We start from the raw sequence: 26,409 nt of genomic DNA on the forward strand, positions 1-26,409 counted from the left end.
CCGCCAATCGGGCCTTACTACGGGAGCGACCAAGAGCCGCCAGAGGTGGCCGGGTCATACTTGAAGATGGGTGGGGACCCGTCTGCAGGTTGATCTCGAACTCTTGCGCCCGGTGCCGCCGGTAACACTTGCCGATGACGTGATCGGTGGCGACGTCCAGGGTCATGAACAGCGAGGTCGTCCCGTTGCAGACGTAATCGGGAGTCCTCTGCTCGGCTTTCCATGACACCTTTCGGCATCCCCTTTTCTTTCCCTGCCTCATTCCTTATCGTGGCGCTTTCGGGTGCGGCCGTGATCGATCCCGTATACCCGGAGCGAGGAACCTCAAGGGGAGAAGGCGGAGCCGATCCGTCCTTTGATATTCGCAATGGCCGACGAATTGGAACCCGAAAACGACCTCATCTTGGCGGCACTTCCCGAGCCCCTCGTTTCCGAGGAGATCGCTCAGGAGATCGCATTTGTCATCCCTGCGGCCGTTTATGAGTCGATCGATACCGAGGACGAACTCGCCCAGCCCGCTGAGCCCATTGCGGATCAGAAAGAGTCGAGCGACTCCTTGACCTTACCGGCGATCGCAGCCCTGGGGGAAACGCTCCACCGGAAGCTCGACACCCTGCAAACGCTCTTCGAACGAGAGATCCGGGCCGAGGCCACGCGGGAGAAGGTGGTCGACCGTTTGCACGCCGAGTTGCAGGAGTACAAGCAGGGCCTGCTTCTGAATGTGCTTCGGCCCATTTTTGTCGACCTGATCCAACTTCACGACGACATCGGCAAGATCGCCGAGGCGCAAGGCGAAGGGGATGGGAACGGCGAGGCCAGCCGATACCTGGGGTTGATGCGTGGTTTCCAACAAGGGATCGAAGATATCCTCTATCGCCAAGGGGTCGAACCCTACCTGCAAGAGGGCGAGTCGTTCGACCCACGGCGACAGCGGGCGGTCGCGACGGTGGTGACTGAGGATGCCGCCCTGAACAAGCAGATCGCCGCCCGGCACCGCAAAGGGTTCCAGGCGGGCGATCGGGTGATCCGAGCCGAGATCGTCTCGGTCTACGCCCTCAAGAAGTAGGCCCGGCGAGATGCGTTGGGGCTGCCGGGCCGATCAGGCAAGAGGGGCAAATTCTTTACTTGGTCACGGTTTCGCGAGTTCGAAGCGATAGATCTGACCGTCCAGCTCGACCGTCACCGGCTCGTCGAAGGTCAAGTACTGGTTCAGCTCGGTTTTCTGACTCTCCGCCAGACGGAAGAAGGCATCGCTGAACTGCTCGATGACCGTAGCCTTGGCGTCGTCCTCGGGTTTGACCGTCGAATCGATCCAGTGCTGGTTCTTGTAATAGAAGGTCTTTGCCCCGACCTGGCGAACCGATGGTCGTCCGTCCGCTTCCTTGGCTTCTGCATTGAACAGGCCCGGTTCGTTGGCTCCCTGGGCGCGAGTCCGCTGAAGTCCGTTGGAGTCGCGTCGCGAACCCGAACTCCCGGCGCCCAGGCTCATCCCGCCAAAGCGGCCAGAAATCGTCGAACTCTCCGTGGAAAGGGCCGGTGTACCTGCTCTGGGGGCTGACGACGGGAGAGAGAAGGAGTCGCCAGAGGCTGATGAGGGACGGGCCGCCTCCTGGTAGAAACGCTTGGCACCCCGCTGGATCACGCCGGTTGCGCCATCCGTGATTTCAAGCTCGTGGAGGCGCTCGCCGGCGCGGACGGTGTTCGCCATTCCGCCGTGCAGCGGAATGCTCTCGTCGGCCAGGAACGAAGTGTAGGGAGTCATGATGCCATACTTCGTGCTCAGGGAGACGAGTTCATCAATCAGCTCCTTATTCTGGCCTCGCAGATCGATCTCATCGATGATGTGGCCGACACGCCGCATCGCCCAGACACGCTCGACAAAGTCGAACGCCGTACCACGGTCGGTCGAGGCGAGTTCGGCCGGGAACTCAAAACTCCGGCGCTCACCACCGGCGCGGCCGGACAAGCGGATGGTGGAGCGGCCCGCTTGGCGGTAACGCCCGACCCAAACGAGCTGACCCCCTTCGAACAGGTCGGGGAGGTCGCGGGGATAGGTCCGGTTGACGTCGGTGTCGGTGAGCTCGATCCGAATGTCGGTCAGGACCGGGCTTGTCATCTTGGCGTAGAACCGAGAGACGTGGGACTCGATGTCGTCGTCGGGTTTGACGTACTCGCTGGTCCCGCTGTTGCCGCCGCTGAGCCGGTCGAGCAGGCGTGAGTTGACGTCGTAACCGACCCCAAACGCGAAGATCCGTGCGTGCTCCCGGTTTGCTTTTCGAGCCCCCTCGGCAATGGCCATCTCGCCCGTCTCCCCTGCGGTGGGGAGGCCGTCGGTGAGGAATAGGACATAGCTGGGTCGTGAGTCATCGTGGATCATGCCCAGCGCCGATTTGAGGGCGGCGTCGATGTTCGTTGCGCCTCCCTCGCGGATGTTGTCCACGAATCGATCGGCCTCGGCTCGCGTTTTCGACGTGTACCGCTGGAGCTCAGGCTGGAAGGTTTCGACCCGATCATCGTAGACGACGATGTTGAACAGGTCATCGTCGCGCAAGTTGTTGAGGACGAATTGAAGGGCCTTTCGCGCTTGCTCGATCTTCTTGCCTGCCATTGAGCCCGAGCGGTCGAGGACGAAAATAACCGTCTTGGGCACAGGCTTGACGTCAGTCGGCTTGACCTGCGGGCTGGCGAGCATCAAGAAGTAGCCATCCTCGGAGCCGCTGGGCTTGTAGCTCATCACCGTGGCCCCGAGCGCTCCCTCGGCCAAGGAGTAGACCAGGCGAAAGTCGTTCTTGGGAACGACGTCGCGCTGTTCCAGGAGGACCCGAGCGTCGTGGTCCCCGTCGCGGCGGATGGTGGTGTCGCTGGTGGGGCTGTAGAGCGACTTGATGGCGTCCCGGCTCTGGATTTGCAGCGAGAGCGTGAGCCGCTGAATTGGCTTGGCCGTGAACTTCTGGGTATTGAACGGGTAGGCGAACTCGACGAGGTCGCGATCGCGCTTGCAGAGTTGCGTGTAACGCATCGTGACCTTGCGATCGGCCCCGGGGGGGATCGGGAAGACGCTGGTTCGGAAGAGGCCGCGTCCCATGTATTCGAGTAGGGCCGGGTCGCGCTTGGTTCGAACGATCTCTTCGTAGATCCGCCGCGCCTCGTCCTTGGGCAGGAGCCGGCCAGGGAGTTCCTTGCCGTCCACCATCAGGACGAAGTTCTGGATCGCCCCTTCCTCGGGCAAGGGGAAGTAGTATTCCGACTCGAGCACGGTTGAGCCCGGGTTGTGGAACGTCTGCGAGACCTGAACCTCAGCCACCTGATCGCGCACCTTGGCATCGACCGTCACGTCGCGAATTTCATAAGAACGGGCGATCGGGTGGTTGGGGCGACGGTCGATCATGATGCCTTGTGACCACGCTCGGTCCGGCTGGGCCGCCAGGGCCAGAGCGATGACGATCAGGTATCGTCCGACTCGAGGTTTCATGGGAGACCCTCCTCCTAAAACGTGACGATCCGGCGATTGCGATGGGACCTATTCAAAGAACGTGCGAAGGGGACAATTCTTAGGGACAAACCGTGATCCACGTCCTGATTCGAAGTCGATTTCCCGTATCCTTTCTTTTTCGAGCCGTTCCCCCCGTTCATGGTTTCCGTTCTCTTAATCGTTTCAAACGAACGTCTGCCATCGGACGCGTTCCGCGATTACAATCAATAATTCGTTCGCCGGGACGAAGATCCAGGGCGAGATGGCTCGACACCTTTTTTTTGGTTTTCGAGTCAGTCCCCGTTCGTAGTGGCCCAGCCAAAGGGAGCCCTTGCCGTGAGCGAAGGTCTCAAACGCGTCTACGGTATCGATCTGGGGACAACCTATTCGGCGATCGCGTACGTCGACGAGCATGGGAAGCCGGTGATCGTTCCCAACCAGGAGAGTGAGCGAATCACCCCGTCGGTCGTGCTCTTTGACGGCGACAACATCATCGTGGGTAACACGGCGAAGGAGTCGGCCAAGGTCGAACCTCACCGTGTCGTCTCCCGGGTCAAGCAGCATATGGGTGACCCGAACTACGTGTTCGAGCACGACGGCCAGGTCTTCAGCCCCGAGGACATCTCGTCGTTCGTCCTCCGCAAGGTCGTCGGTGACGCGGAGCTGGCGCTCGGTGAAGAGAAGATTACCGACGTCGTCATCACCTGCCCGGCCTACTTCGGAACGCCCGAACGCGAGGCGACCGCCAACGCGGGACGCCTGGCCGGCCTCAACGTCCGTGCCGTTCTCAACGAGCCGACCGCCGCCGCCATTGCCTATGGGCTCGAACAAGGGGACGATCAGACCGTTCTCGTCTACGACCTTGGTGGCGGAACCTTCGACATCACGATGATCGAGATCAAGGACCGCCTGATCCGGGTCATCTGCACGGGCGGCGACCATCGACTCGGTGGCACCCTCTGGGATGAGGCCATCGTGATGTACCTGGCCGACCAGTTCCGCGAGCAGACCGGACTCGACGCCGACCCGATGGACGACCCCGAGGTCCTCAACGACCTCTTCCTTCAGGCCGAGCGTGGCAAGAAGACCCTCACTCAGCGCGACAAGGCCCCGTTCCGGGTCACCCACGCCGGGCAGCAGGCTCGCGTCGAACTGGAACGCACCAAGTTCGACGAGATCACCAAGCACCTGCTCGACCGGACGATCGAGCTCACCCGCGAAATGCTGGCCGACGCCAAGGTCAAAGGGCACGAAGGGTTCGACAAGATCATCCTCGTCGGCGGCTCCACGCGGATGCCCCAAGTTCGTGAGCGGATCGTCGCCGACTTCGCCAAGGAACCGGAAAGCTTCGACCCCGACGAGTCGGTCGCCAAGGGGGCGGCGCTGTTCGGTCTGAAGGAGTCGCTCGAAGAGTCGGTCCGCGAGATCCTCGCGCCCGAAGGCGCTGTGGCAAATGGGTCGGCGAACGAGCAGAGTCTCGAGGCTGCGTCCGAGGAACAGGTGGCCGAAGCGCTCGACCGGATCGAGAAACAACTCGGCTTCACGCTCACCGGGCCGGTGCGGGATCTGGTCAACACCAAGATCGTCAACGTCTTGAGCAAGAGCCTTGGCGTCGTGGCCCGCGACGACAAGAACAAGGATGTCGTCGTTTACCTCCTCCCGCGCAACGGCGAAGTCCCGATGGAATACAGCAGTGACTTCGGCACCGACACCGCGAACCAGGCCGGCGTCGATATCCGCGTGATGGCCGGCGAACGGGATAGCCCCGAACCGCTCGACTGCAAGGATGTCGGCACGGCCACCTTGAATCTTCCCCCGAGCCTGCCGGCTCGGAGCCCGATCCGGGTGAAGTTCGCCATCAACCGGGACGGCCGGCTCATCGTCACCGCGACCGACCTGACCGGTGGGGCCTCGATCGACGTTGAGTTTGAGACGGAAGCGGTCCTCAACGCCGAAGAGGTGGCCGAGAGGTCGTCGGCCTTGCGGTTGCTGAACGTCTCCTGAGCCGTGCCCGTGTCCCGTGACATACCGATCTCAAGAATTTTTCAAACGAACCGACCTTCAGCGGGAGTCGGGAATGGCGAGCACGTTCGTCGGCATCGACCTCGGGACGACCAATTCGGTGGTGGCCTGGCGCAACACCTATGGCCGGCCCGAGGTGATCGCCAACCGTGAGGGTCAGAACATTACCCCTTCGGTAGTTTACTTCGGCACGGATCCCCCGGTCGTCGGTCAGGAGGCGAAAGAGTGGGCGCGGCTGGGCAACGACGAAATTGCCAGCTTTTTCAAGCCCCACATGGGGAGCCCGCTCTACCAACTTCGGTTCGGGACCCGGGACTATAACGCGAGCGACCTCTCCGCACTGGTGCTGAAACGACTGAAGGAGGATGCGGAGGCCAAGCTTGGGCAAGTCGTCGACCGCGCGGTGATCACCGTCCCCGCCTACTTCGCCGACGCTCAGCGCAAGGCGACGATTGACGCCGGCAATGCGGCGGGGCTCGAGGTGCTCAGGATCATCAACGAGCCGACCGCCGCGGCGCTCGCCTACGGTCTGCAACGGACCGGGGCCAGCGAGACGGTGCTCATCTACGATCTGGGCGGCGGCACGTTCGACGTGACGGTCGCGCAAATTACCCCTGATGAGATCGCCGTCCTGAGCACCGCCGGCGACCACGACCTGGGCGGTAAGAACTGGGACGATCGGATTGCCACCTTCCTCTCGGAGCGGTTCGCCGCCGACACCGGGATCGACCCGCTCGACGATCCGGTCGCCCTCAACGAGGTGCTGGTCCGGAGCGAGCAAGCCAAGTGGGCCCTCTCCGACCGCACGACCACCCGGATCACACTCCAACTCGGGACGGAGCGGCGGAGCTACGAACTGGCCCGCGCGGAGTTCGAGAGCCTGACCTTCCCCCTGATGGATCGGACCAGGCGATTGACCGAAGAGGCCCTTGAAGAAGCGAAGCTCGGTTGGAAGCAACTCAGCGGAGTTCTCCTCGTCGGCGGTTCCACGCGGATGCCCATGGTTCGCTCTTACGTCACGCAGATGGCAGGCGCGCCACCTCGAACCGGGGTCAACGTCGACGAGGTCGTTGCGCTTGGCGCGGCGATCCAGGCGGCGATGGAGGTGGGACAGTCCTCGCGCGACGCTACGCCTCAGTTCAGTCTCGCCGGCGCAAGGCGGGTCCACGACGTGATGTCCCACAGCCTGGGCACCGTCGCCATCAGCCCCGACGGCTCACGCTACATCAACGATATCGTGATCCGCCGCAACCTGCCGATCCCGGCCGAGAACCATAAGTCGTATCTCCATGCCACGCATGGCGGGGCGAACTCGAAACTCGAGGTCTACATTACGCAAGGGGAAAGTGAACAACCGTTGGATTGCACGATTCTCGGCAAATATGTTTGCTCGGGAATCCATGCAACGGACGCCGAAGTGACGATCGACCTGGATATGTCGTATGACGCCAACGGGGTCGTGCAGGTCCGCGCCGTGCAACGCGACACCGGACAGACCCTGGCGATGGACGTCGAGCCGGTCCCTAATGACCTGTCCTGGCTTGGCCGGCCACCGGAATCGATGGCCGAGCCTGGGCGGCCTGAGCCAGTGCGCGTTTATCTCTTGATGGATGTCTCGGCGAGCATGGCCGGATTTCCGCTGGTCGAAGCCCAGACGGCCGCACGCGAGTTCCTTGACCGGTGCGACTTCACGACCATGGAAGTCGGCCTGATCTCGTTCTCGACCCAGGTCACCTTGCAAGCCGAGGCCACCGACAACTCCCGAAAGGTGCAGGCGGCGATCTCCCGGCTCGAGCCGGACAGCAGCACGAACCTGACCGACGCGATCGACCTGGCGCGTGAGAAGCTCGACGCAACGGATCGGATCCGCTACATGGTCGTCCTGACGGATGGATATCCCGACGCCCCTGAGAGTGCTGTGGAGAGTGCAAAGGCCGCGCGGGAGAAGGGAATCGAGATCGTGGCCATCGGCATGGGGGACGCCGATCTCGACTATCTCCGCCGGATCGCGAGCAGCGAGCAAGGCTCGATCTTCGCGCATGCGGGTGAGCTTGTGAAGACGTTTGGCCACATCGCCCGGGTGATCGCCGAGGGAGGCCGTAGCTTGCGGAAGATTCAATGAGCGTCGCGGCCAAGCCCGTCCCCCTCGCCCGGAATCGGTTCGTGAACGTTCGCCAGGCCTATGACCTTGCCCTGGCAGGAGCGCTGGGCGCGATCTTTGGCCTCTATCTCTACGTCGAGCTCGTTCGGGCCGACTCGGTTCTGGTCCGCGATGCCCTGGCCGGAGTCGCGATCGGCGGTACGATTGGCTTCTTCCTCAACGCTTCCGGGCCGTTTCGCGACGGTGCCTGGATCAAGTTGAGCCGCGTCTCCACCTGGGGAGCGCTGGCCGGCGCGGCCGGAGGGGCGCTCGGCCTGGTGCTCGGCGAATCGGTGATCGGCTGGTTCCAGGGGGGCCTGATCGGTCGCGCCCTTTCGTGGGCGGTTCTCGGACTCGGGATCGGGGTGAGCCAGGGACTGGCCGATCGGTCTCGACAACGGCTCCTCTACGGACTCATCGGCGGCGGGCTTGGAGGGCTGGTCGGCGGCTACCTCTTCGAATGGCTCCGTCAGAGCCTCGGGCAGCGCTATAACAACAGTTTGGGCCAAGGACTCGGGATTGTGATCCTGGGGGCCGGGTTGGGCCTTTTCCTGGCGCTTGTGGAACAGGTGTTGAGGCGGGCCTGGGTGCAAGTCATCTCGGGGCGGCAGGAGGGACGGGTCTACCTGCTCGCGCGGAAGGTCTCGGCCATGGGACTGGACGAACGCGCGGAGGTCGGTCTGTTTGGCGACCGCGCTGTGGCTCGACGCCACGCTGAGATCGAGTCGACTCCCAAAGGCTATGTGCTTCGCAACCATGCCCCCAGCGGTCGGACTCGCGTCAATGGAACGGTCATCGACGACACGCACATCCTGAGCAACGGCGATCGCATTGAGCTCGGCCAGACTCTGCTCGTGTTCCGACAACGCTAGGAGCCCGGCTGGAACCCCGGCCGAACGTGAAACCCCATGAATCAAAGCGGCTGGTCGCTGGAAGTGGTCCGCGGAACCGAGGTGGGGCGAAGCTACGCGCTCGACGGCGCGGCGACGGTGGTCGGGAACGCCCTGAATGGCAGCCCTGGGCTCGACCTTGGCCATCAGGAAGGGAGCAGTCCGCGCCGGATGGCCGGGCGGCAGGCCCAGTTCGACCTTTCCCCCCAAGGGCCGGTCGTCCGCGATCTCGACAGTCCCGGTGGCACCTTCGTCAACCGCCAACGCATCCTGCCAGGCCAGGCACTGACACTCCAGCCGGGGGACCTGATTCAGATTGGCGGCGTCCAGCTCAAAGTCGTCTCCAACGTTGCGACGCGCCCGCTCGAGCCAACGTCGGGTTTGGAGCGGCCTACTCCACCGAAGCCCGTACCCCATCCGGCAACGCCACCACCAACGAGTTCCTCGAAGCCTTCGCCTCGGCCGACGCCACCGTCGCCGGGTTCTCAAGGGTCTCCGCCCAGACCAGGAACGAATCCAACGCCACCGAATCCCCCTCGGCCCGCGCCCGGAAGGCCCGCAGCGCCGCCACCGACGGATTCCACAAGGAGGGCGCCCGAGCCGGTAGCGCCACCATTGCCGAGGCCAAGCCTGGCCAAGGGGGGAGTTTTCCCGGTTCCGTTCGTGCTCAAGTCGGGGACGTCGTGCCGGACCTGTGATGATCTGCTGACTGTCTCAGCCCAGCGCTGGGAGGCATTGCGTGACGAGCTGACATCGGGACGGCTGGCAGCCTTCTTCGCCACGAACCGACTTGCCGAACTCGCTCCCGAGGCGAATGCTCCAGGCACGGCCGACGAGCGATTGGACGCCTGGCTGGCCCAACTGCCCACGACTCGGTCAAGCCTGCCCGAACTGGACGTGCATCCCGAGACGCTCACCGTCCGCGCGGTGGCCGGGGGGGGCGTGACGCGCCAGGTGCTCGCGATCACGAATACCGGCTATCGACTGCTTCGCTCGACGCTCCGTGTTGAGCCTGGTGCGGCCTGGATCAAGTTGACTCCGACGTTTGCCGGGAAACCGGTGATCACGGTGGATCGCACCGAGGTGCCGCTCGAAATCGAGATCCCCGAGAACCTCGCGGCCCCGAAAACGGGGACGGTCGTGATCGAGAGCAATGGGGGAAGCCGCCGGGTGACCGTGCGTCTTGAGCGGCTCCCTGCGCCGGAGTCGATCCCTGAGCTCTCCTCGGCCATCTACGGTGAAGGGGGCCCCGATCTTCTTGAGCTCGTCGCGCGACAACCGACCGGTCTCCGTCTCGCCCTGGGAACTCTCGGGGGCCTCGTGCTTCGGTCACTTGTGGCGCTGGGCGGGCAGCTTCCTCTAGGGCAAGGAGCAACCGAGGCTCTCCCTCGTCTTCTTGGACCTGTCCTCCTTTTCGCCACGGCCGGGAGTGCGATCGGCGTGGCTCTCACGGCGAAGCGCGGTGAAGCACGCGACCTGCCGCCGGCTGGTTTCGCGGGAGCGTGTGTGGGCGTTCTCGGCGCCGCAATCGTCGTCGCCCTCTGTCGGGCCGTCGAGCCGATCCTGGGACCGGCTCCGTCCCGCTCGATCTGGGGCTCGGGAATTCTCTGGGCCGTTCTTGGTGCAGGGATCGCGGGACTCTCTCTCTTGGTTGCGCCTCCTCGCCCTGCCACGGAGCCCGAATCATGAACCTCCGTGTTTTGGTCGCGGCGTCCTTGATCTCCCTCGGGGTCGGCCAGGCGCAGGCGAGAGCCGACGATCCTCAGGCCGACGCGATTGCCCAGGCGATCGAGCGTGGCGTGGCCTTTTTGAAAGCGCAGCAAGAGCCGAGGGGCCACTGGTCGTTCTCGTTCAACCACGACCATACCTTGGGAATCACCGCGCTCGCCGGCCTGGCTCTGATGGAGAATGGAATCGATCGGGCCGATCCCTCGATCACCCGGGCAAGCTCGGTCGTCCACAGCCTGGCGATCAGGTCGACGCAGACCTATGACCTTGCCCTGGCCATCCTCTTCTTGGCTCGAGCCCAGGTTGAGACTCGCGGACCCGACGACCGTCTGATTCAACGTCTGGCCGCGCGGCTCGCTGCGGGAGAGCAGGGGGGGATGTGGACCTACACGGTGCCGCTCGAAAGCGTCGAGGACGATGAACGCCCCCGCAGACGTTCGAGTGATCTGTCTCGCAGGGTCGGCGAAGTGGGGGACAACTCGAACACGCAATTCGCTCTGCTCGGCATCTGGGCGGCCAGTCGCCACGGGTTCGACCCCAACGCCAGCCTGGCGGCGATCGATAGCCACTTTCGGCGGTCGCCCGACCGGAGGGGGCGATGGGGCTATGTCAGCGGAGCTGCAGGGACCGACTCCATGACCTGCGCGGGCCTGATGGGGCTGGCAATCAGCGCGGCCCGGCCGAACCTGGCCGAGCGGCAGACCGCCCGCGCCCGAGGCGCGGCCCTGGCCGCCGACCCGATCTTCGCGAACGCGCTGCAAGCCGTCGCCAAGGACGCGCGGAAGATCGGCCAGAATTCCGACATCTACTATATTTGGTCACTTGAGCGTGTCTGCGTGGCCCTCGGCCTTCGCAATCTTGACGGCTTCGACTGGTACGAGACCGGCGCCCACGAACTGCTCCGCCGCCAGATGGACGACGGCGGCTGGCCCGAGCCCGCCTGGGGGCGAACTCCGAATACCTGCCTCGCCTTGCTCTTCTTGCGCAAGGCCAACCTCGCTTTCGAGCTCGATCGCGTCCTGAAACTTCCCGCCGCTCCTCGACTCGACAAACAGGCCGATGAGGTCCCTGTTCCCGAGAAGGCGAAGGATGAGCCGCCACGTACCGGAGGCGAGGAAAACGACGTCGTGGTCACGGGGGCAAGCGACTCGAATTTTCCGGAGATCTCGGTGGAATTCGAGGTCAAGCGACCCGACGGGACCTACTTGCTCGATGCGACCGAGAAAGACTTCAAGGTCACCGAGGAAGGCCAGCCGGTCGTGATCCGCAAGTTCCAGTCTCCCGTCACGACCCAGGCCCACGCGACCACGGTCGTCCTTGTGGTCGATCGGAGTCGAAGCATGGAAGAGGAGGATCGGATCGGCGCCCTCAAGCGATCGGTCTCCTCGTTTCTGAAAGGTCTGCCGCCGGGATCGCGCGTGGCGGTGGTCGCCTTCGGCTCCGACGTGAAGACGATCTGCCCGTTCACCGGCGACCCGCAAAAGGTTCAGGAAGCCGTCGACGGCCTGACCCCCGAAGGCGCGACCCGCTACTACGACGCCGTCGCCGAAGCGCTCGAAATGCTCAATCGTGAGCAGGGCCGCCGCGCTGTCCTGGCGCTCACTGACGGCGAAGATACGTTCAGCCAGTCGGCCACACTCGACTCGGTTATCGTGGCAGCCCGACGCCTGGGCTTGCCCGTCCATACCTTGGGGCTCGGTACGGAAGACGAGATCGAGAGCGATGCCCTCCGTCGTCTGGCCGTCGAGACACGCGGCCAGTACTATCCCGCTCGCCAGGCCGATCAATTGCGATCGATTTATGAGCAACTGGCCGAACGACTGCGGTCGAGCTATTCTCTGTCTTACCAGAGTGATCGGGCACTCCCGGACGGCACACTCCGCCCGGTCCGGATCTACTACCGGGCCAGCCGCAAGGCGGGCGAGACGGCCGTGTTCATCCCGGGCATGGTCGTCCCAGCGGGGGGTTGGCCCCAACTCTTCCTCGTGCTCGTTGCGGGCCTGGTCGTCCTGGCTGCGCTTCCGGGTTGGCTTGGGCGGAAGCCGAAGCACGCGCGTCCCTGACGAGGCCCAGCCCCATTTTTTCGTTGTTGAGATCGGTGTTGATGCTCCCACCCATCCGCTATCCGTTGCCCACGCTCGTGCTGCTCGTCATTCTGGGCCTGATTACCTGGCGCGGGGAGACGATGATTCGCCCGTTGAAGTCGGCCCTGGCCGAGCGCTGGCAACGTCAATTCGAGGGTCCGCCAGTCCCCAACTCGACCGAGCCGAAAGTCGTCGCTGGGCCGATTATCCGCAAGGCGCTCTTGCTGCACGACGACGTCATCACGTCGGATCACCCGGCAGGCTCCCCTTCCGAGACGATCCGGCTCCGGATGTTCGTCGATATCTACGACGTCTGGCCCTTGAGCGGTCCCCCTGATTTCTACCGAGTCGGCAATCGCCGGCCGATCGGCTGGGTGAACGCAAACGACCTCTTGCCCTGGGAAACCCGGCTTGTCGTTCACGTCCCCGACGATGGCTCGGCAGCAGCGGATGCCAGGGCGTCGAACGATCACCGGCCAACGACGAGTCGACCGGCCTTGCCGGTTCTCAGCTGGACGGCCGACTCGGTCGAGGTCGCCCGCTGGGACGAGGCGCTTCCCTGGCAGGCCGTGAGCGGGCGTGTCCCAATCCGGCTCGCCGCTCTTCGTCCCGAAGACTGGGGAGTCTGGATCAGCCGCCCTGAACTGCTCAGCCTGTTGCGGAGGACCGGACCGAACCCAGGTGAACCTGCGAAGACCACGAGGTTGCGGGCCATCCTCGGCCGGTTATCGGACGATCGCCCCTTGTCGGCCAAAGATCAGGCCGCAGCGATTGCCTTTCTTCCTGCACAGGTCTTTATGCCTGAAGGCAATCTCATGTCTATCCTTGGATCCAATGAGTCGTTGGCACGCGTCAATGAGAACTGGAAGCCCGAAGCCTCGTGGGGTGGGGTATCCTTCCAGTTTCTCCCACTCTCGGCTCTTCCTTAGGGCTTGCGCAAAAATAACTTTTACAATTTTTGGGAGCGTGACTTCTTTATACGCGGCGCGATGGTGTAGTTCCAATCTCCGTGAAACTCGTGCCGTTCCAGACACAGCGCCGCCAGTTCCGTATCGCTCACCTTGATCTCGAGGGGGTAATGATTCGTATCCAGTACCGCCTTCACGATCAGGCCGCTCTTGGTCGTTGTGGCGGCGATCAAGTTAATGATTGCCTGATGGCTGACCAACGGCTTTCCTCGCCAATTCTGCGTGATGAAGCTGAACAACCGGTGCTCGATCTTGTTCCATTTACTCGTGCCCGGCGGGAAATGGCTCACCGAGAGCATCAAACCAAGATCATCGGCCAAGGCCTGAAGCGACACCTTCCAGAGACGCGTCCGATGCCCATTGCTCCCACCGCCATCAGCGGTGATCAGCAATTCGGTGGCCCGGGGAAAGCGTTCACGGCCCATCTCCTGCCACCAGCGGCGGATGCTGTGGGTGGCGAATTGGGCCGTGTCATGATCAATCCCCACGCTGACCCAACCCTGGTCGTTGACCATGTCGTACACGCCGTAGGGGATCGCCTTGCCCAGGGTCTTATCCAGGAAGTCATGGACTCGGACCTCCTCGGGTTCCCCCTGCGGATGCCATTCCCGTCCACCGTTCTTGAAGTCGCCCACCAACTCCTTCTTCTTGGTGTCGACCGAGATCGCCGGTTGCCCCCGGGCCAGCGCTCGGCCAACGCTGGCGTTGATGTACTCGAACTGGGCGTTGCGGTCGGGATGCGCGACTCCCTCCCGAGTCTTTCGATTCGCCTGCAAGCTGTACCCTGCCTCGTGAAGCAATGTGGCCACGGTTCGCGGTCCCACGCCGTGGTTTTGCCGCGACAGCTCCTCGGCCAGCCGCCGCGTGCTCTTACAGGTCCATCGCAACGGCGACTCGGGATCACCTCGCGTCACGGGGTCGAGCAACGACTCCAACGCGGCCATCAATCCGGGGTCAGACTTCGCCGCTGTCGGCCGACCACCGCCCGGCCGACGCACCCGAGTCCCTTCGACCGTGCGTTGCGCAATCGGTCGCTCAAGCTCCCGCATCCCAGCCGAGATCGTCGGACGAGACAGTCCGGTGGCATGGGCCACGAGCGAGACACCACCCCAGCCCAACTCCTTCGCCTCCGCTGCCGCCCACTGCCGGCGGCGTCTCTCGTCCATCTCGGGGGAAAGCAGATGGAATTTCCGTTGAATCTGTGCGATGACAAGAGGATCGTACATCCTCTTATTATCGCAGAAACCGACATAGATGCCAAGCTTGATTTGAAAAGGTTGTTTTTGCGCAAGCCCTTAGTTTGACTTTTGCCGTTTTGACGACCTTGTCGTGCCAGCGCGCACCCTGATCCGAGGAGACCCCTTGCGACGGCGTCTCGGACCGGGCTTTTGAGCGTGGCAAGCGACTTGGCGGGGGTTCAGGCCGCGGGGGCAAGGCCGTTGAGCAGGAGTTGCCGGAATCCGGGCGTGAGCTTTTGGAACACCACGCGATCACCAGGGATCGCCAAAACCCATTCCAGCCACAACCAGCGGCGGACCGCCGTGATCGCATCCGAGAACGTTACATCACATTTGCCCGGCCAGTCCACGCCGCCGACCCGCGACCCGCGTCTCGGCAATCGGGAGTAAAGCCAGGTCACCAGGGTATACAGTCCGAACAGGCAGGGACCCACGCGCAGGACCGTGTCTCGACTCCAGCCACGCGTCGTCTCCATGCGGAGGTAAGAGCGAATTTCCTCGAAGGTGGTCTCGATGTTCCACCGCGCGGTGTAGGTCTCGATCAGCGACGTGACGCTCATCGTGGCGTCGGTCGTGAAGAAATATCCATCCCGGTGCGTGCCGTCCCGGTCGTGGACGAAGACCCAGCGCACGTTCACCAGGGGACGTCCTCCCTTGTACCAGAGTCCGGTCCCCGTCACGGTCTCGACACGACGTCGGCCGCCGCCGTACCAGGCGACTTCCAGGGCCTGTCGTTGCTGGCTCACCTTGACGACTTCCGCCGGGCCGGGCAACTTCGCTCCCTTAACCCGAGGACGTCCCAGGCCCGCGTATTGCGGTGGTGGCTCGACCAGGTTGGCATCGGGGTAAAACAAGCTGACGAGGGTCAGCCGCTTCGGGGTCCGTGCGGCCAGTTCCGCCAACTCGTGGGTCGCATAGCCGCCGTCGGCGGTGACGACCAGGGTCCGATCAGGGAACCATCGCATCAAGACACGAACCAACTGGCCGAGCAATTGGGGCGGTGTTTTGTGCCGTCGGCCGCACTTCGCGTTATCCTCCTTGGTTCGATACAGCGCGATCAACAGCGGCAAGGCCCAGCGTCGCGTGGCCCAGGGGACGGGGACGAGCAGGGCCAAGACGACCCACTTATGCCCCCAGCGGAACGCGGTGTAGGTGTGAGTCGAGCGAACCGGGTCGCGATGGCGTCCCTTACCGTAGACATGAGGGCCGGGATGCTCGGTGACTGTGTCGTCACCCGCCAGGAGGATCGGCCCGTGCGGCACGAAACTGGCGAGGACCGTGGCGATGTAGCGGCGAGCCAGGGCGGCGAGCGACCATCGGTCGCGCGAGAAGACGCGGTGATAGCTGCTGGGGTGCCCGGGCGCCAGGGTGCCCAGGACACGGAGCAGGTTGTTGATCGTGCGTCCGCCCAGAGTCAGGATCGCGGCCAGGGCCAGGAGGATGAACCGGCGATGGGCCGCCCGCGAGAAGGCGGGTTCGAGGGGGTCAAGAACGGTGCGGACCTGCTTGGGGAGTTGCTCGTGAATTCGTTCGAGCCTTCGCCGTGTGGCCCGCGCCTTGCGAGCCTGTCGCCGCCGGTTGGTCCGCAACCGCAAGCGAAGTTGCTTCACGGAGAGTCGCGCGCGAGTCCGATCGGTTAAACTGGTCATGGCGGCCTTCTTGTGTGCGAGGAAGGGCTCTGTGCATACCCCTCATTGCACCAGGGAGGCTCGCCACATTTGTATCCCAAAACGGCAAAAGTCAAGCTTAGAAGGGGCCAAGGTTCTCGCTTGGGCTTGCACGGCAGTAGTGTCTTTGCAGCCCGTTCCGAATCAAATACCGCTGAACGACTCGGAGTTTGGTGCGTTGGGCTACACCGGTGGCAGTGAATCGGAGCGATATTCGCTCGGGTAGATCAGATCTCCACACCCAGTTGTGGACGTCTCGAGAGTAACGGCTCAGTTGAACCAGTCTATGCTTTTGCGATTAGCTGTCGACGTAGCGATGCCCGCGAAGCGGCTCCGGGAGGCATGGCATCTCATCCTTGGCTTTCGGATCATTGTGGACGTAGCGATAGCCCTGGGCGTAGCCGGACGCTTTCATGAGCGGAGTGACTGCATTGCGCAAGTGGAGTGGGACCGGTTCGCGAGGCGTGGCGGCGGCGTCGGCGGCTGCCGCGTGATAGGCTCGCTTCACGATGTCTGACTTGGGAGCGCGGGCGAGATAGATCGTCAGTTGTGAAAGTGGGTAAAGCGCCTCGGGCAGGCCGATCATCCGCGTAATCTCGGCTGCTGCGGCGGCCTGGACCATCGCTTGGGGATCGGCGAGTCCCACGTCCTCCGAGGCCAGAATGCAGAGCCGACGCGCAATGAAGACGGGGTCGGCCCCCCCCTCGATCAAGCGGGCCAGCCAGTAGAGGCCTGCGTCCGCGTCCGAGTTCCGGAGCGACTTGATTAAGGCCGAGGCGAGATTGTAGTGATCTTCGCCCCCCTTGTCGTAGGCAAAGCGCGAACGGCCCAAGGCTTCGACCAGGGTTTCGCGGTCGATGCGGCGAGAGCCGTCGGATCCCGGTTCGGTGGCCCGAGTCGCCGCATCGAGCGCGGTGAGGGCCACGCGGGCGTCTCCCCCCGCCGAATGAGCCAGGAGTCGCATGTCTTCGTCGGACATCATGACTTGGTGGGCGCGGAGCCCCCGCTCCGGATCGAGCATCGCTCTGCGCAAGATCTCGGAGATCTCTTCTTCGCCCAGGGGATTCAGGATGAGGACCCGTGAGCGGGAAAGAAGGGCCGAATTGACCTCGAATGATGGGTTCTCAGTCGTCGCTCCGACCAGCGACACTGTGCCGTCTTCGACGGAAGGCAAAAGCGCGTCTTGCTGCGACTTGTTGAAGCGATGGATCTCGTCGATGAACAGGACCGTTCGCCGTCCCCCGCGACGTTGTCGCTTCGCCTCCACGACCGCTTCACGCAAGTCCTTCACCCCTGACAGGACTGCCGAGAGCGGGACGAATCGCGCATGGGCACGCTGGGCGAGCAGGCGGCCAAGGGTGGTTTTCCCTGTCCCGGGACCGCCCCACAAGATCAAGGAGGGGAGCGGGCCTGGATCCTCGATCAGGCGGCGGACGAGCTTCCCCTCCCCCGTGAGGTGCTGTTGGCCAACGAATTCGTCGATTGTCCGAGGCCGCATGCGCTCGGCCAGCGGTGCCCCCGGATCGATCGACTGCGGGGCCTCCTCCTCTTCTTCCGGTTCGCCGAAGAGGTCCCTCGTTTCTTGCCTGGCCATCGTTGAGATTCCCCGCGCCATCCTCCGGTTCGTCGGTCCGCAACGCGGCCTGACATGACTGAATGTCCAGTATAGCACGTGTTTCCCAAAGGGAGTATCCCGTGCGTCGTGGGGATCACGAGCCCGCGCGATTCCCCTTCCCGAGGATCGGTTGTGGTAAAGTGTTTCAAATCGCCGGCGGAGCCAAGGGTTCGCTCACAGATCCATGCATCATGAGGAGTAGGCAATGGTGGCCGCATCATGGACGATCGCGTTGAGTCTGGCCCTTGTGAACGCCGGTGGACCGACAGGTCGGTGGCTCGGCCAGGATGGTCATGACCTGGTTTCGCCTTCGACAACCCTGGAGCCTAATGGCTATCAGGATATTCATATCCAACTGGTTGGCTTGCCGGCCCAACGGGCGATCAAGACGGTTGAGATCAGGCCGGACGGAGGTTTCTGGAGTTCCGACCGGTCGTCAAACTCCTGGAGGATTGCCGCGGAACGCAGTCCAGGCTCAACAACGGCCGACCTCTATTTTGAGAACGAGCATCCGGAGAAGGGGCGAACGTTTCAGATCAAGATCGACTACAAGGACGGGATGGTCGCCAACCTGTCGGTCAGGGGAGGCCGATCGAATCCGAACCTTCGCATGCCTGGAACAATGCCGACGGTTCGGTGGGCCGGGCAAGATGGACAGGACTTCACGGCAGCGGAACTCGGTGTTGGGCCGGACGGCTATCAGGATGCGCGCCTCACCCTCGAGAAGCTTGACCCGAAGGCCACGATCAAAGGGGTGGTGCTCGACGCTGGCGAAGGGGTGCGGTGGCACGTCGGTATCAATCCCGAAGGGGACTACAACGCCGAAATCGTCAGGGATGCCAAGGATCCGTCGATCGCTCAACTCTACTTCCAGCCCGATCGCGACTTAGCAGGACGGAACCTCTCGGTCACCATCTCCTATCCGAATGGCAAAAGCGACGCGCTGCGGATCAAGGGGGAGCGGACCGACCCGAAGCTGGCGATGCCGCTTCCCTCGATTCCGAAACTGGAAGCGGCGGCGTTCCAGGGCCGCTGGCTTGGTCAGGATGGGAGTCTCGACTCGAATCGACGCGACGTTCATGTCGCGCTCTCCGGGCTACCGGCCGGTCGCGCGATCGAGGCGGCGGTCCTGAGCGATTCCGTGTTCAGGAACTGGACCTTTCGGAGCAGTCCGCAAGTCAAACTCGATGTCGAGCCCGAGGAGCGACCGCTCACCTTGCGCCGAGGGGACGACTCGACCAAGGCCGACCTCTATTTTACCCCGTACCGCAACGAGGTTGGTGCGACCCTGACCTTGCGCCTCATTTTCGCGAACGGCGAAAGCACGTTTGCCCAATTCGGAGCGGGCGAATGTGACCCGTTCGCGGGTTTGCCTCAGCCGGCTCCCACTACGGTGGTCGCCAAACCGGGGGATGACCTCCACGACCTGGTTGACCGCTTTGGGACGGTCACTCTGGCGGGAGGGACGCACCGCCTCTCGAAGCCGTTGGTCCTCAACAAGCCGGTGACGCTTGCGGGTGAGCCGGGGGCGATCCTCGAGTTCTCGCAAGGCACGAGTGAGGCTCCCTGGACGACGGCGGTCAAGATTCACTGTGGATCGACAACGCTCCGGGATTTTGCGATTCGCTTCGCTGGCCCCGTGCGCTGGAATCAGAACGTGAATTATGGGCCTGCCGTCATCGGCTCGACCGACAATCTCGAGCCGGCGCGGAGCGACCGCAAGATTGGCCTGACCTTTGAGCGACTCGATCTTGCGGGGCCTCCTCCGTCCGGAGCGACCCAATGGGAAGATGCCGTGCGGCTGATGCGCCTCAACACGGCGCAAGCAGGGAGCATCAAGGGTTGCACGCTCTTCGGAGGTGTCATCGAGTTTTTCGCTGGCCCTTGGCAGTTCGTCGACAACAATTATCGCGGGACGCCGAGTGGTACCTTCAGCCATGGCGTGGTCGTGGGCCACTATGTTCACGACCTGCTCGTTCGAGGGAACCGGATCAAGCCGGTCGGCCGCTCGGGCAAGACCTGGCGATTCTTGGTTGTCACGGGGTACGGACGCGACGTGCAGGTCGAGAACAATACGGTCGAGGGCGTTGGCCCGCGTGACGATGACACGATCCCGTCGCAAAATGCCCCCGAGATCATTCTGACCGAGTCGTATCGACTCAACTTCGAGGGCAGGCCCTCCGCTGTCTCCTCAGATGGACGCCTGCTCACGATCAACCCGGTGTTCGGGGGGCCTCCTGAGATCGGCTCTCTGGTCTCCGTACTCACGGGAACGCGGGCGGGCGAGTGGCGGTCAATCGCGCAGGTCATTTCGCCGACGACCTTCTTGCTCAGCTCGGCGCTCCCCTCCGACGCGTCGGTGATCTCGATCAGCAGTGGATTCGTCAACATGCGGGTCGAGGGGAACACGGTCGACGCTCGAGGGGGGAGGGGGGCATGCTGCCTCGTCTTGCCGGGGAACCATTTCGGGACCCTGATCCGGGGAAATCGGTTCATCGGAGGGGGGGAGATCGTTCGGCTTGCGGCGGCGGCCAGCGAGTCACCCATGATCTGGGGCTGGTCCCACGCTCCCTTTCTCGGCGGCCAGTTCGAGAAAAACATTCTCGAAGACGCGGTCGAGGGGGGGCTCATCGGCGTAGAGCATTCCCAGTACACCAAGGCGAACATGGGCCGGACCTACATGACGATCTCCCTGAAAAACAACGTCATCCGATGGTCCGACACGTTCCTACGGCAGCGAGCTCGAGCCAAGGAGAAGGCTCCACTTCGAGGGCTCACCTTTGGATTTCTCCCTTCACACGATTCCGGCGAACTGGTTGTGACCCAGCAGGGGGACCATCTCGAAGCGCCCGCGTCCGCCCTTGGGAATGTCGGCGTCCACGTCAACGCCGCTCAGGTCAATGGCCTGCGGATTACGAAGAAAGGGTTTAGGCTGCCTGCCGCTGTGGATTCGAACGAAGTCTTGCGTGCAACGAAGAGGCCATGAGGTCATCATGGGGGAATCCAGCTCACGAATCCTGGGAGCTTTCCGACTGTGATATCCTCGTCGACCGTAGAGAAATCGCAGGCCGGCTACCGCTGGGCTGTGCGAGGCGACATCAATGCCTTCTTTGGACTTACGCTCGATAATCTCGGTGACATGATCCTGATGGCCGGCCTGCTGGTCGGCGTCTTCGGCATGCCCGCCGAATTCGTCCTGACCCGGATGATCCCCGGGACGGCCGTCGGCGTCATGGTAGGCGACCTGATCTTCACGTTGATGGCCATGCAGCTTGCCCGTCGCACGGGCCGGACCGATGTGACGGCGATGCCGCTCGGCCTGGATACTCCCAGCACCTTCGGCACGGTCTTCCTGATCATCGGCCCCTCGTTTCGAGCCGCCACTGCGCGGGGACTCGAGCCGATCGACGCCGCACATCACGCCTGGTATCTCGGGATCGCCATGATCCTGGCTTCCGGCTTTTTCAAGCTCGGCTGTGCGATGGTGAGCGGCCTGGTCCGGAAGATGGTGCCTCGCGCGGGTCTGCTTGGCTCGCTGACGGCGATTGCCTTGGTAATCATCAGTTTCTTACCCCTCGTCGACATCGCGGCTCAGCCGATCGTGGGGTTTGCGGCCTTGGCGATCATCTTGGCCACGCTCACGGCGCGCTGGCAGCTTCCTCGTCAGTTCCCGGGGGCGCTAGCGGCGGTCGTTGTGGGCTGTTTGATCTACTATGGCTTGAATGCGCTCGGCCTTGGTCCGGGTCTGGGCGCGGAGGGGGACCACCCGTCAGCGCAACTGCGGGCGGTTCTGCCGCTGCCGATCGGCCCGTTCCTGGCCTGGCTCAATGAATTTTGGCGTGAGGCGGTGAATTATCTCCCCGTCGCAATTCCCCTGGCCCTGGCGACGGTCGTCGGCGGGATCGACTGCACCGAGAGTGCGGCGGCGGCCGGTGACGACTATCCGACCGGCCAGATCATTGCCGCCGAGGGTTTGGCCACGGTCGTGGGGGGACTCTTCGGTGGGGTGATCCAGTCGACCCCGTATATCGGACACCCCGCCTACAAGACGATGGGGGCTCGGGCAGGCTACACCCTGGCGGCGGCCCTCTTTGTCGGGGCTGCGGGGGTCTTCGGTTATTTTGATTGGTTCTTCTACCTGATTCCCAAGGCTGCCGTCTTCCCGATCCTGATTTTCGTCGGCCTGGAGATCACCTCGCAATCGTTCCAGGCCACGGCGGTTCGCCACTATCCGGCCGTCGCGTTGGCCTGCGTGCCCGCGCTCGCATACCTCGCCTTGATCACGCTCAACCAGGTTCTCCCTTCGATCGACTTCCAGGCCCTCCCCCCCTCGGCCCAGCGCTGGGTTCAGACGGTCACCATCCTCTCAGGAGGATTCATCGTGACCAGCCTGATCTGGGCGACGACTCTGGCCCACCTGATCGATGGTCGGATCCGGGCGGCCGCCCTTGCATTGCTCGTGGCGAGTGTGATGGCCTGGTTCGGTATTATCCACTCGCCACTGCCCTCGGGACCGATCGTCGTCCCTCGGGTGGCCATGGCGCGGGTGAAAGCTGAGGGACGAGAGTTGGCTTCGGCGAACCAGACCCCCTATCATTGGGCAGTGGCCTACGGAGGCTTCGCCGCGATCCTCCTGATCATCGGAGCGGTCGGTCGACCTCCGGAGGAGCAGCAGGCGGACCTGGCTCCGCTGGGAACATGGTCCTGAGGAAAGGCTGCCCCCTTTTTTATGCACGGACGCGCCGCTCGTGGTTCCCCTGGACACCGCCTGGACTTGTTCAAAAGAACAGTGGGTCTTGATAAGTTCGGCGATTTTAGGTATGAAAATTGCCGTTGGGGACTGGAGGGTGCGTCAACTCGATCGGTCGCAACGCCTGTCCTTCGTCGGATTGACTCACTTCCCCCTCCAGTCTGCCGTGGGTATTCGAGGCATTGTCAGGACAATTCATTTCGGCGTCGCGACGTCGGTGACTTCTCAATGCGATGGCCGGCTGCCGCTTAATGAGGCACCTTGATGACCTGAACCTCCTGGAATTGGCTCCGGAAGGTTCTGAACGCTTGGAAAATCTGGACTGAGTCTGTTATGCACAAGGGTATCGCGGTCAGTCCTGGAGTCGTGGTCGGCGTCGCCTATCGGCTCGACTCCGTCTTCGGATCGAGCGAACCGCAATGCCTGGAAAGCCCTGAAAGTATTCCGGCCGAGGTCGAGCGATTCGACCGGGCGGTCGAGCTGTCGGCAACCGAGCTGGAAGCGATCGTGGTCAAGGTCGCCCAGCAGCTCGGGGGGAGCGAGGCCGACATCTTCAAGAGCCACCTCCAGATCGTCAACGACCAGACGCTTCTGGCCAAGGTCCGCTCGCTGATCGAGACGCAGCAGTTGACCGCGCTCTCGGCGCTCCAGCTTGTGCTTCAGAGCTACGCCGCCACGTTCGCGCGGATCGAGCACGACTACTTCCGCGAACGGATGACCGACATTCGCGACGTGATCTCGCGGATCGGCTCCCACCTGACCTTACAGTCGCCCTTGATTCCGACCGGCACCCATGTCGATGGGCATGGGGATGAGCCTGTGATCCTGGTGGCGCACGAGATCCTGCCGAGCCAGGCGATGAGCCTGGGCAACTTGCCGATCGCCGGGATCGTGACGGAGACCGGCGGGGGGACGAGCCACGCCGCGATCTTGTCGCGGAGCCGGGGGATCCCGGCCGTCTCCGGCGTGGTCGGGATTACCGGCGACGTCCGCTCCGGTGACCTTATGGTCGTCGACGGTCGCGACGGGCTCGTCCTGGTCCGCCCCGATCGCGAGACGACCGCCGCTTATCGCAAGCTTCAGCGCGAGTTCTTCGACCTCAAGGACCGGCTCGTCCTCAACCGCGACCAGCCGGCCCGGAGCGCGGATGGTTCGCAGATCGAGCTGCTGGCCAACATCAACAACCTGGCCGACACTCAGGCCGCGCTCAAGGTCGGCGCGACCGGTGTCGGCCTCTTTCGTACCGAATACCTCTTTTTGACCCACCAGGACGTTCCCGACGAGGAAGAGCAGTATCAGTACTACCGCCAGATCATTGAGGACTCGCCCGGCTGTGCGGTGACGATCCGGACTCTCGACCTCGGCGGGGACAAGACGGTCCCCTACCTGGGCCGACGGAGCGAGGCCAATCCGTTCATGGGCTGGCGCTCGATCCGGCTCTCATTCGAGCACCCGAGGCTCTTCGAACGGCAGATCCGCGCGATTCTCCGGGCCGGTCGGCACGGCAAGGTCAACATGCTCTTCCCGATGATCACGACCTTGGAGGAGCTGAGGTACGTCAACAAGCTCGTCGAGGAGACCCGGCGCAACCTTCGCCGCGAAGGCGTTCCCTTCGGCGAGGACGTCAAGACGGGCGTTATGGTCGAGGTCCCCGCCGCCGCCGTCTGCATCGACGCCCTGTTGCGCGAGACCGACTTCATCTCGATCGGCTCAAACGACCTGATCCAGTACCTGGTCGCTGCCGACCGCGATAACCCAAAGGTTGCCCACCTCTGCGAACCGCTCAGCCCGGCGATCTTCAAAGTCTTGCAGATGGTCCTCGACGCCTGCCAGCGCACCGGGACCCCGGTCACCCTCTGTGGCGAGATGGCCGGCCAGCCCCGCTCCGTCCTGGCGCTCTTCGGGATGGGCTTGCGGCGATTCAGCATGAGCCCCGCCTTCGTGCCGACGATCAAGGCCCTCCTGAGTTCCGTCACCACGGCGCAGGCCGAACGGTTCGCCCACCAGGTGCTCCAGCTCAAGACGAGCGAGGAAATTCGCACCTACTTGACGGCGAGACTTCACGAAATCTCCAGCGCTCTAGAAGTGTTTGATTCTGCATGATCCCATCCTTGTTCCCTCGCTCTCCCTCACGCTGAGGCCGGTTCGAGGAAAGCGTGCGGGCCGTCGAACCACGTTGTTGCTGCGCCGAGTCCGCCCTGCTACGCTAGACATTGCCTCGGATCGAAGTGCGTCCGCACCTAATGGTTGCGAAAGCGAACCGGGGACTTTTCGGGTGATTCCCACAAAAGAGAATCAGGCGAGACACATTTCTCATTCTCGGGAATTTCGTCCGGACGTAGAAACAAATGAGTTTGCTGGAATCCTCAATCTTCGCAGCCACTTACGTCTCAAATTCGGGGTGAGGATTCATGGCATTAGCTTTGCTATGTGCTCTTGATCCGATCATCTCGCCCGGTGCTCCCAACTAACGACACGATGAGTCGAGGGAACGCGGTTTATCGAGAGGCTGGTATCGACCGATGGCGAAACGTCTGAGCGTGAAAGAGATGCTGGAGGCGGCGAGGCAGGGGGGGCCGGCCAAGCCGGCCGAGGCCGAAGCGTCGGCCACGCCCGCCGAAACGCCTGAATCTCCAGCCGTCGAGCCGACAGCCCCGGCGGCTGCCGCAGCTCCGCAGCCTGCCCCAGCGGCGAACGTCCCCTCGCCCGCATCGCTAGGCCGGCCGTTGACCCTGAAAGAGAAGCTGGCGGCGGCTCGGGCCGGTGGTGCTCCACCCCCGGCGGCGGCTGCTCCGGTTGCCGCTGCCGCCGCTCCGGAAGAGGCGGTGGCGAGCGCGGCCGAGGAGGCTTCCGAGGAACCGGCGTCGGCAGCGCCTTCGGTGCCGGCCCCCGCGCCTTCGGTCGGTCGTCCGCTGACGCTCAAGGAGAAGCTCGCCGCCGCTCGCGTTGGCGGCAGTGCACCCGCAGCCTCCGGAGCGAAGCCGGCGGCGGGTAAGCCCGCCGGTGCGGCGCCTGCTACGGCCGCATCCAAAACGGCCGCTCCGCGGACGCTCCCTCCGCTCGACAAGATCACCGATCCCAAAGACCTGGCCGAGGCGCTCCGGCAGTCGGGGGCGAAGAAAGCCAAGGAGTCGGCGGCGCTCGCAGCTTCAAAGGCGGCCGAAGCGGCGGGGGCAACCCCGGCCAAAGCGGCGACGGCCGCCAAGGCGGCCGGGCAGAAAGAGGCCAAACCGCAGTCGGTCCTCCCCAAGCCGAGCAAGGCAACGGCCGGTGCGGCCGCAATGACGCGCCGCGGATTCATGGCGGGGCCGACCGCTTGGGTCATCCTGGGGTGGGCGGCGTTCGTCTCTGGCGTCACGCTCTTCTCGGCGATGCTGGGTCGATTCATGTTCCCCAACGTGCTGGCGGAACCGCCGAGCACCGTCAAGGTCGGCCTGCCCACGAACTTTGAGCCTGAAGAGGTGAACGAGCGATTCAAGGCCGAGTGGGGCTTCTGGATCGTCCGTTCGACGCGATACAACGGCGAAGACATCGTCTACGCGCTCCAGTCGGTCTGCACGCACCTCGGTTGTCCCCCCAACTGGCTGGGCGGCGAGCAGAAGTTCAAGTGTCCTTGCCATGGCAGCGGATTTTACATCTCGGGCGTGAACTTCGAAGGTCCTGCGCCCCGGCCGCTCGAGCGGTTCAAGGTCACCCTGGCCGACGACGGTCAGATGGTCGTTGATAAGAGTCAAAAGTTTCAGCAAGAGTTGGGTCAGTGGTCGGAACCCGAGAGCTTCATCACGGCCTGATCATGGCCTCGGGTTTGTTTCAGCGGGGCATCGACAGGCCGGCT

At 63.5% G+C, this 26,409-nt stretch carries 15 protein-coding genes and 1 pseudogene; 11 read left to right on the forward strand and 5 right to left on the reverse strand.

Features of this window, described 5'->3' with window-relative positions; all coding sequences use genetic code 11:
- Positions 1-97 precede the first annotated feature (97 nt).
- Positions 98-214: pseudogene (locus tag SINAC_RS41135) on the reverse strand (IS630 family transposase); the annotation flags it as partial.
- Between the two features lie 153 nt (positions 215-367).
- On the opposite strand from SINAC_RS41135, the gene SINAC_RS08875 reads away from it, so the two are divergent.
- Positions 368-1,066 carry a nucleotide exchange factor GrpE gene (locus SINAC_RS08875; protein WP_015245349.1) on the forward strand — a complete coding sequence of 233 codons (699 nt, stop codon included), beginning with the start codon at positions 368-370 and terminating at the stop codon, positions 1,064-1,066.
- Positions 1,067-1,129: 63 nt separating this feature from the next.
- On the opposite strand, the gene SINAC_RS08880 is transcribed toward SINAC_RS08875, so the two are convergent.
- A complete protein-coding gene (locus SINAC_RS08880) occupies positions 1,130-3,472 on the reverse strand; it encodes a VIT domain-containing protein (RefSeq protein ID WP_015245350.1) in 2,343 nt (780 codons plus the stop codon).
- A 336-nt stretch (positions 3,473-3,808) separates the two neighbouring features.
- On the opposite strand from SINAC_RS08880, the gene SINAC_RS08885 reads away from it, so the two are divergent.
- The 6 genes from SINAC_RS08885 to SINAC_RS08915 all read left to right on the forward strand — a co-directional run bounded on the left by SINAC_RS08885 (position 3,809) and on the right by SINAC_RS08915 (position 13,265).
- Positions 3,809-5,476 (forward strand): Hsp70 family protein, encoded by a 1,668-nt coding sequence (locus SINAC_RS08885; protein ID WP_015245351.1) that lies wholly within the window; start codon positions 3,809-3,811, stop codon positions 5,474-5,476.
- A 73-nt stretch (positions 5,477-5,549) separates the two neighbouring features.
- Positions 5,550-7,616 (forward strand): Hsp70 family protein, encoded by a 2,067-nt coding sequence (locus SINAC_RS08890; RefSeq protein WP_015245352.1) that lies wholly within the window; start codon positions 5,550-5,552, stop codon positions 7,614-7,616.
- The gene (locus SINAC_RS08895; protein WP_015245353.1) at positions 7,613-8,506 is read left to right on the forward strand and encodes an FHA domain-containing protein; all 894 of its coding nucleotides are present in this window, start codon (positions 7,613-7,615) and stop codon (positions 8,504-8,506) included. Before SINAC_RS08890 ends, SINAC_RS08895 begins: the two co-directional genes overlap by 4 nt.
- A gap of 36 nt (positions 8,507-8,542) precedes the next feature.
- Positions 8,543-10,213, forward strand: coding sequence for an FHA domain-containing protein (locus SINAC_RS41520; protein WP_015245354.1), 1,671 nt, complete (start codon positions 8,543-8,545; stop codon positions 10,211-10,213).
- Positions 10,210-12,315, forward strand: a complete 2,106-nt coding sequence (locus SINAC_RS08910; RefSeq protein ID WP_015245355.1) for a vWA domain-containing protein — start codon at positions 10,210-10,212, stop codon at positions 12,313-12,315. The genes SINAC_RS41520 and SINAC_RS08910 overlap by 4 nt, the downstream gene beginning before the upstream one ends.
- 41 nt (positions 12,316-12,356) lie before the next feature.
- Complete coding sequence (locus SINAC_RS08915; protein WP_015245356.1) at positions 12,357-13,265, forward strand: hypothetical protein; 909 nt, start codon at positions 12,357-12,359, stop codon at positions 13,263-13,265.
- A gap of 20 nt (positions 13,266-13,285) precedes the next feature.
- Here SINAC_RS08915 and SINAC_RS08920 read toward each other — a convergent pair whose 3' ends face one another.
- The 3 genes from SINAC_RS08920 to SINAC_RS08930 form a co-directional block, all read right to left on the reverse strand.
- Complete coding sequence (locus SINAC_RS08920; RefSeq protein ID WP_015243809.1) at positions 13,286-14,530, reverse strand: ISAzo13-like element ISSiac3 family transposase; 1,245 nt, start codon at positions 14,528-14,530, stop codon at positions 13,286-13,288.
- 191 nt (positions 14,531-14,721) lie between these two features.
- A complete protein-coding gene (locus SINAC_RS08925) occupies positions 14,722-16,191 on the reverse strand; it encodes an IS701 family transposase (protein ID WP_015244795.1) in 1,470 nt (489 codons plus the stop codon).
- A gap of 316 nt (positions 16,192-16,507) precedes the next feature.
- Complete coding sequence (locus SINAC_RS08930) at positions 16,508-17,803, reverse strand: replication-associated recombination protein A (RefSeq protein WP_015245357.1); 1,296 nt, start codon at positions 17,801-17,803, stop codon at positions 16,508-16,510.
- A gap of 226 nt (positions 17,804-18,029) precedes the next feature.
- Here SINAC_RS08930 and SINAC_RS08935 point away from each other — a divergent pair, with 226 nt between their 5' ends.
- The 4 genes from SINAC_RS08935 to SINAC_RS40885 all read left to right on the forward strand — a co-directional run bounded on the left by SINAC_RS08935 (position 18,030) and on the right by SINAC_RS40885 (position 26,365).
- The gene (locus tag SINAC_RS08935) at positions 18,030-20,810 is read left to right on the forward strand and encodes a right-handed parallel beta-helix repeat-containing protein (RefSeq protein ID WP_015245358.1); all 2,781 of its coding nucleotides are present in this window, start codon (positions 18,030-18,032) and stop codon (positions 20,808-20,810) included.
- A 48-nt stretch (positions 20,811-20,858) separates the two neighbouring features.
- Positions 20,859-22,532 (forward strand): SulP family inorganic anion transporter, encoded by a 1,674-nt coding sequence (locus SINAC_RS08940; protein ID WP_015245359.1) that lies wholly within the window; start codon positions 20,859-20,861, stop codon positions 22,530-22,532.
- Between the two features lie 375 nt (positions 22,533-22,907).
- Positions 22,908-24,677, forward strand: coding sequence for a phosphoenolpyruvate--protein phosphotransferase (ptsP, locus tag SINAC_RS08945; RefSeq protein WP_015245360.1), 1,770 nt, complete (start codon positions 22,908-22,910; stop codon positions 24,675-24,677).
- Between the two features lie 419 nt (positions 24,678-25,096).
- Positions 25,097-26,365, forward strand: coding sequence for a QcrA and Rieske domain-containing protein (locus tag SINAC_RS40885; protein WP_015245361.1), 1,269 nt, complete (start codon positions 25,097-25,099; stop codon positions 26,363-26,365).
- Positions 26,366-26,409 lie beyond the last annotated feature (44 nt).

Source organism: Singulisphaera acidiphila DSM 18658 (genome assembly GCF_000242455.2).
In the GTDB taxonomy this organism is placed as follows: Bacteria; Planctomycetota; Planctomycetia; order Isosphaerales; family Isosphaeraceae; genus Singulisphaera; species Singulisphaera acidiphila.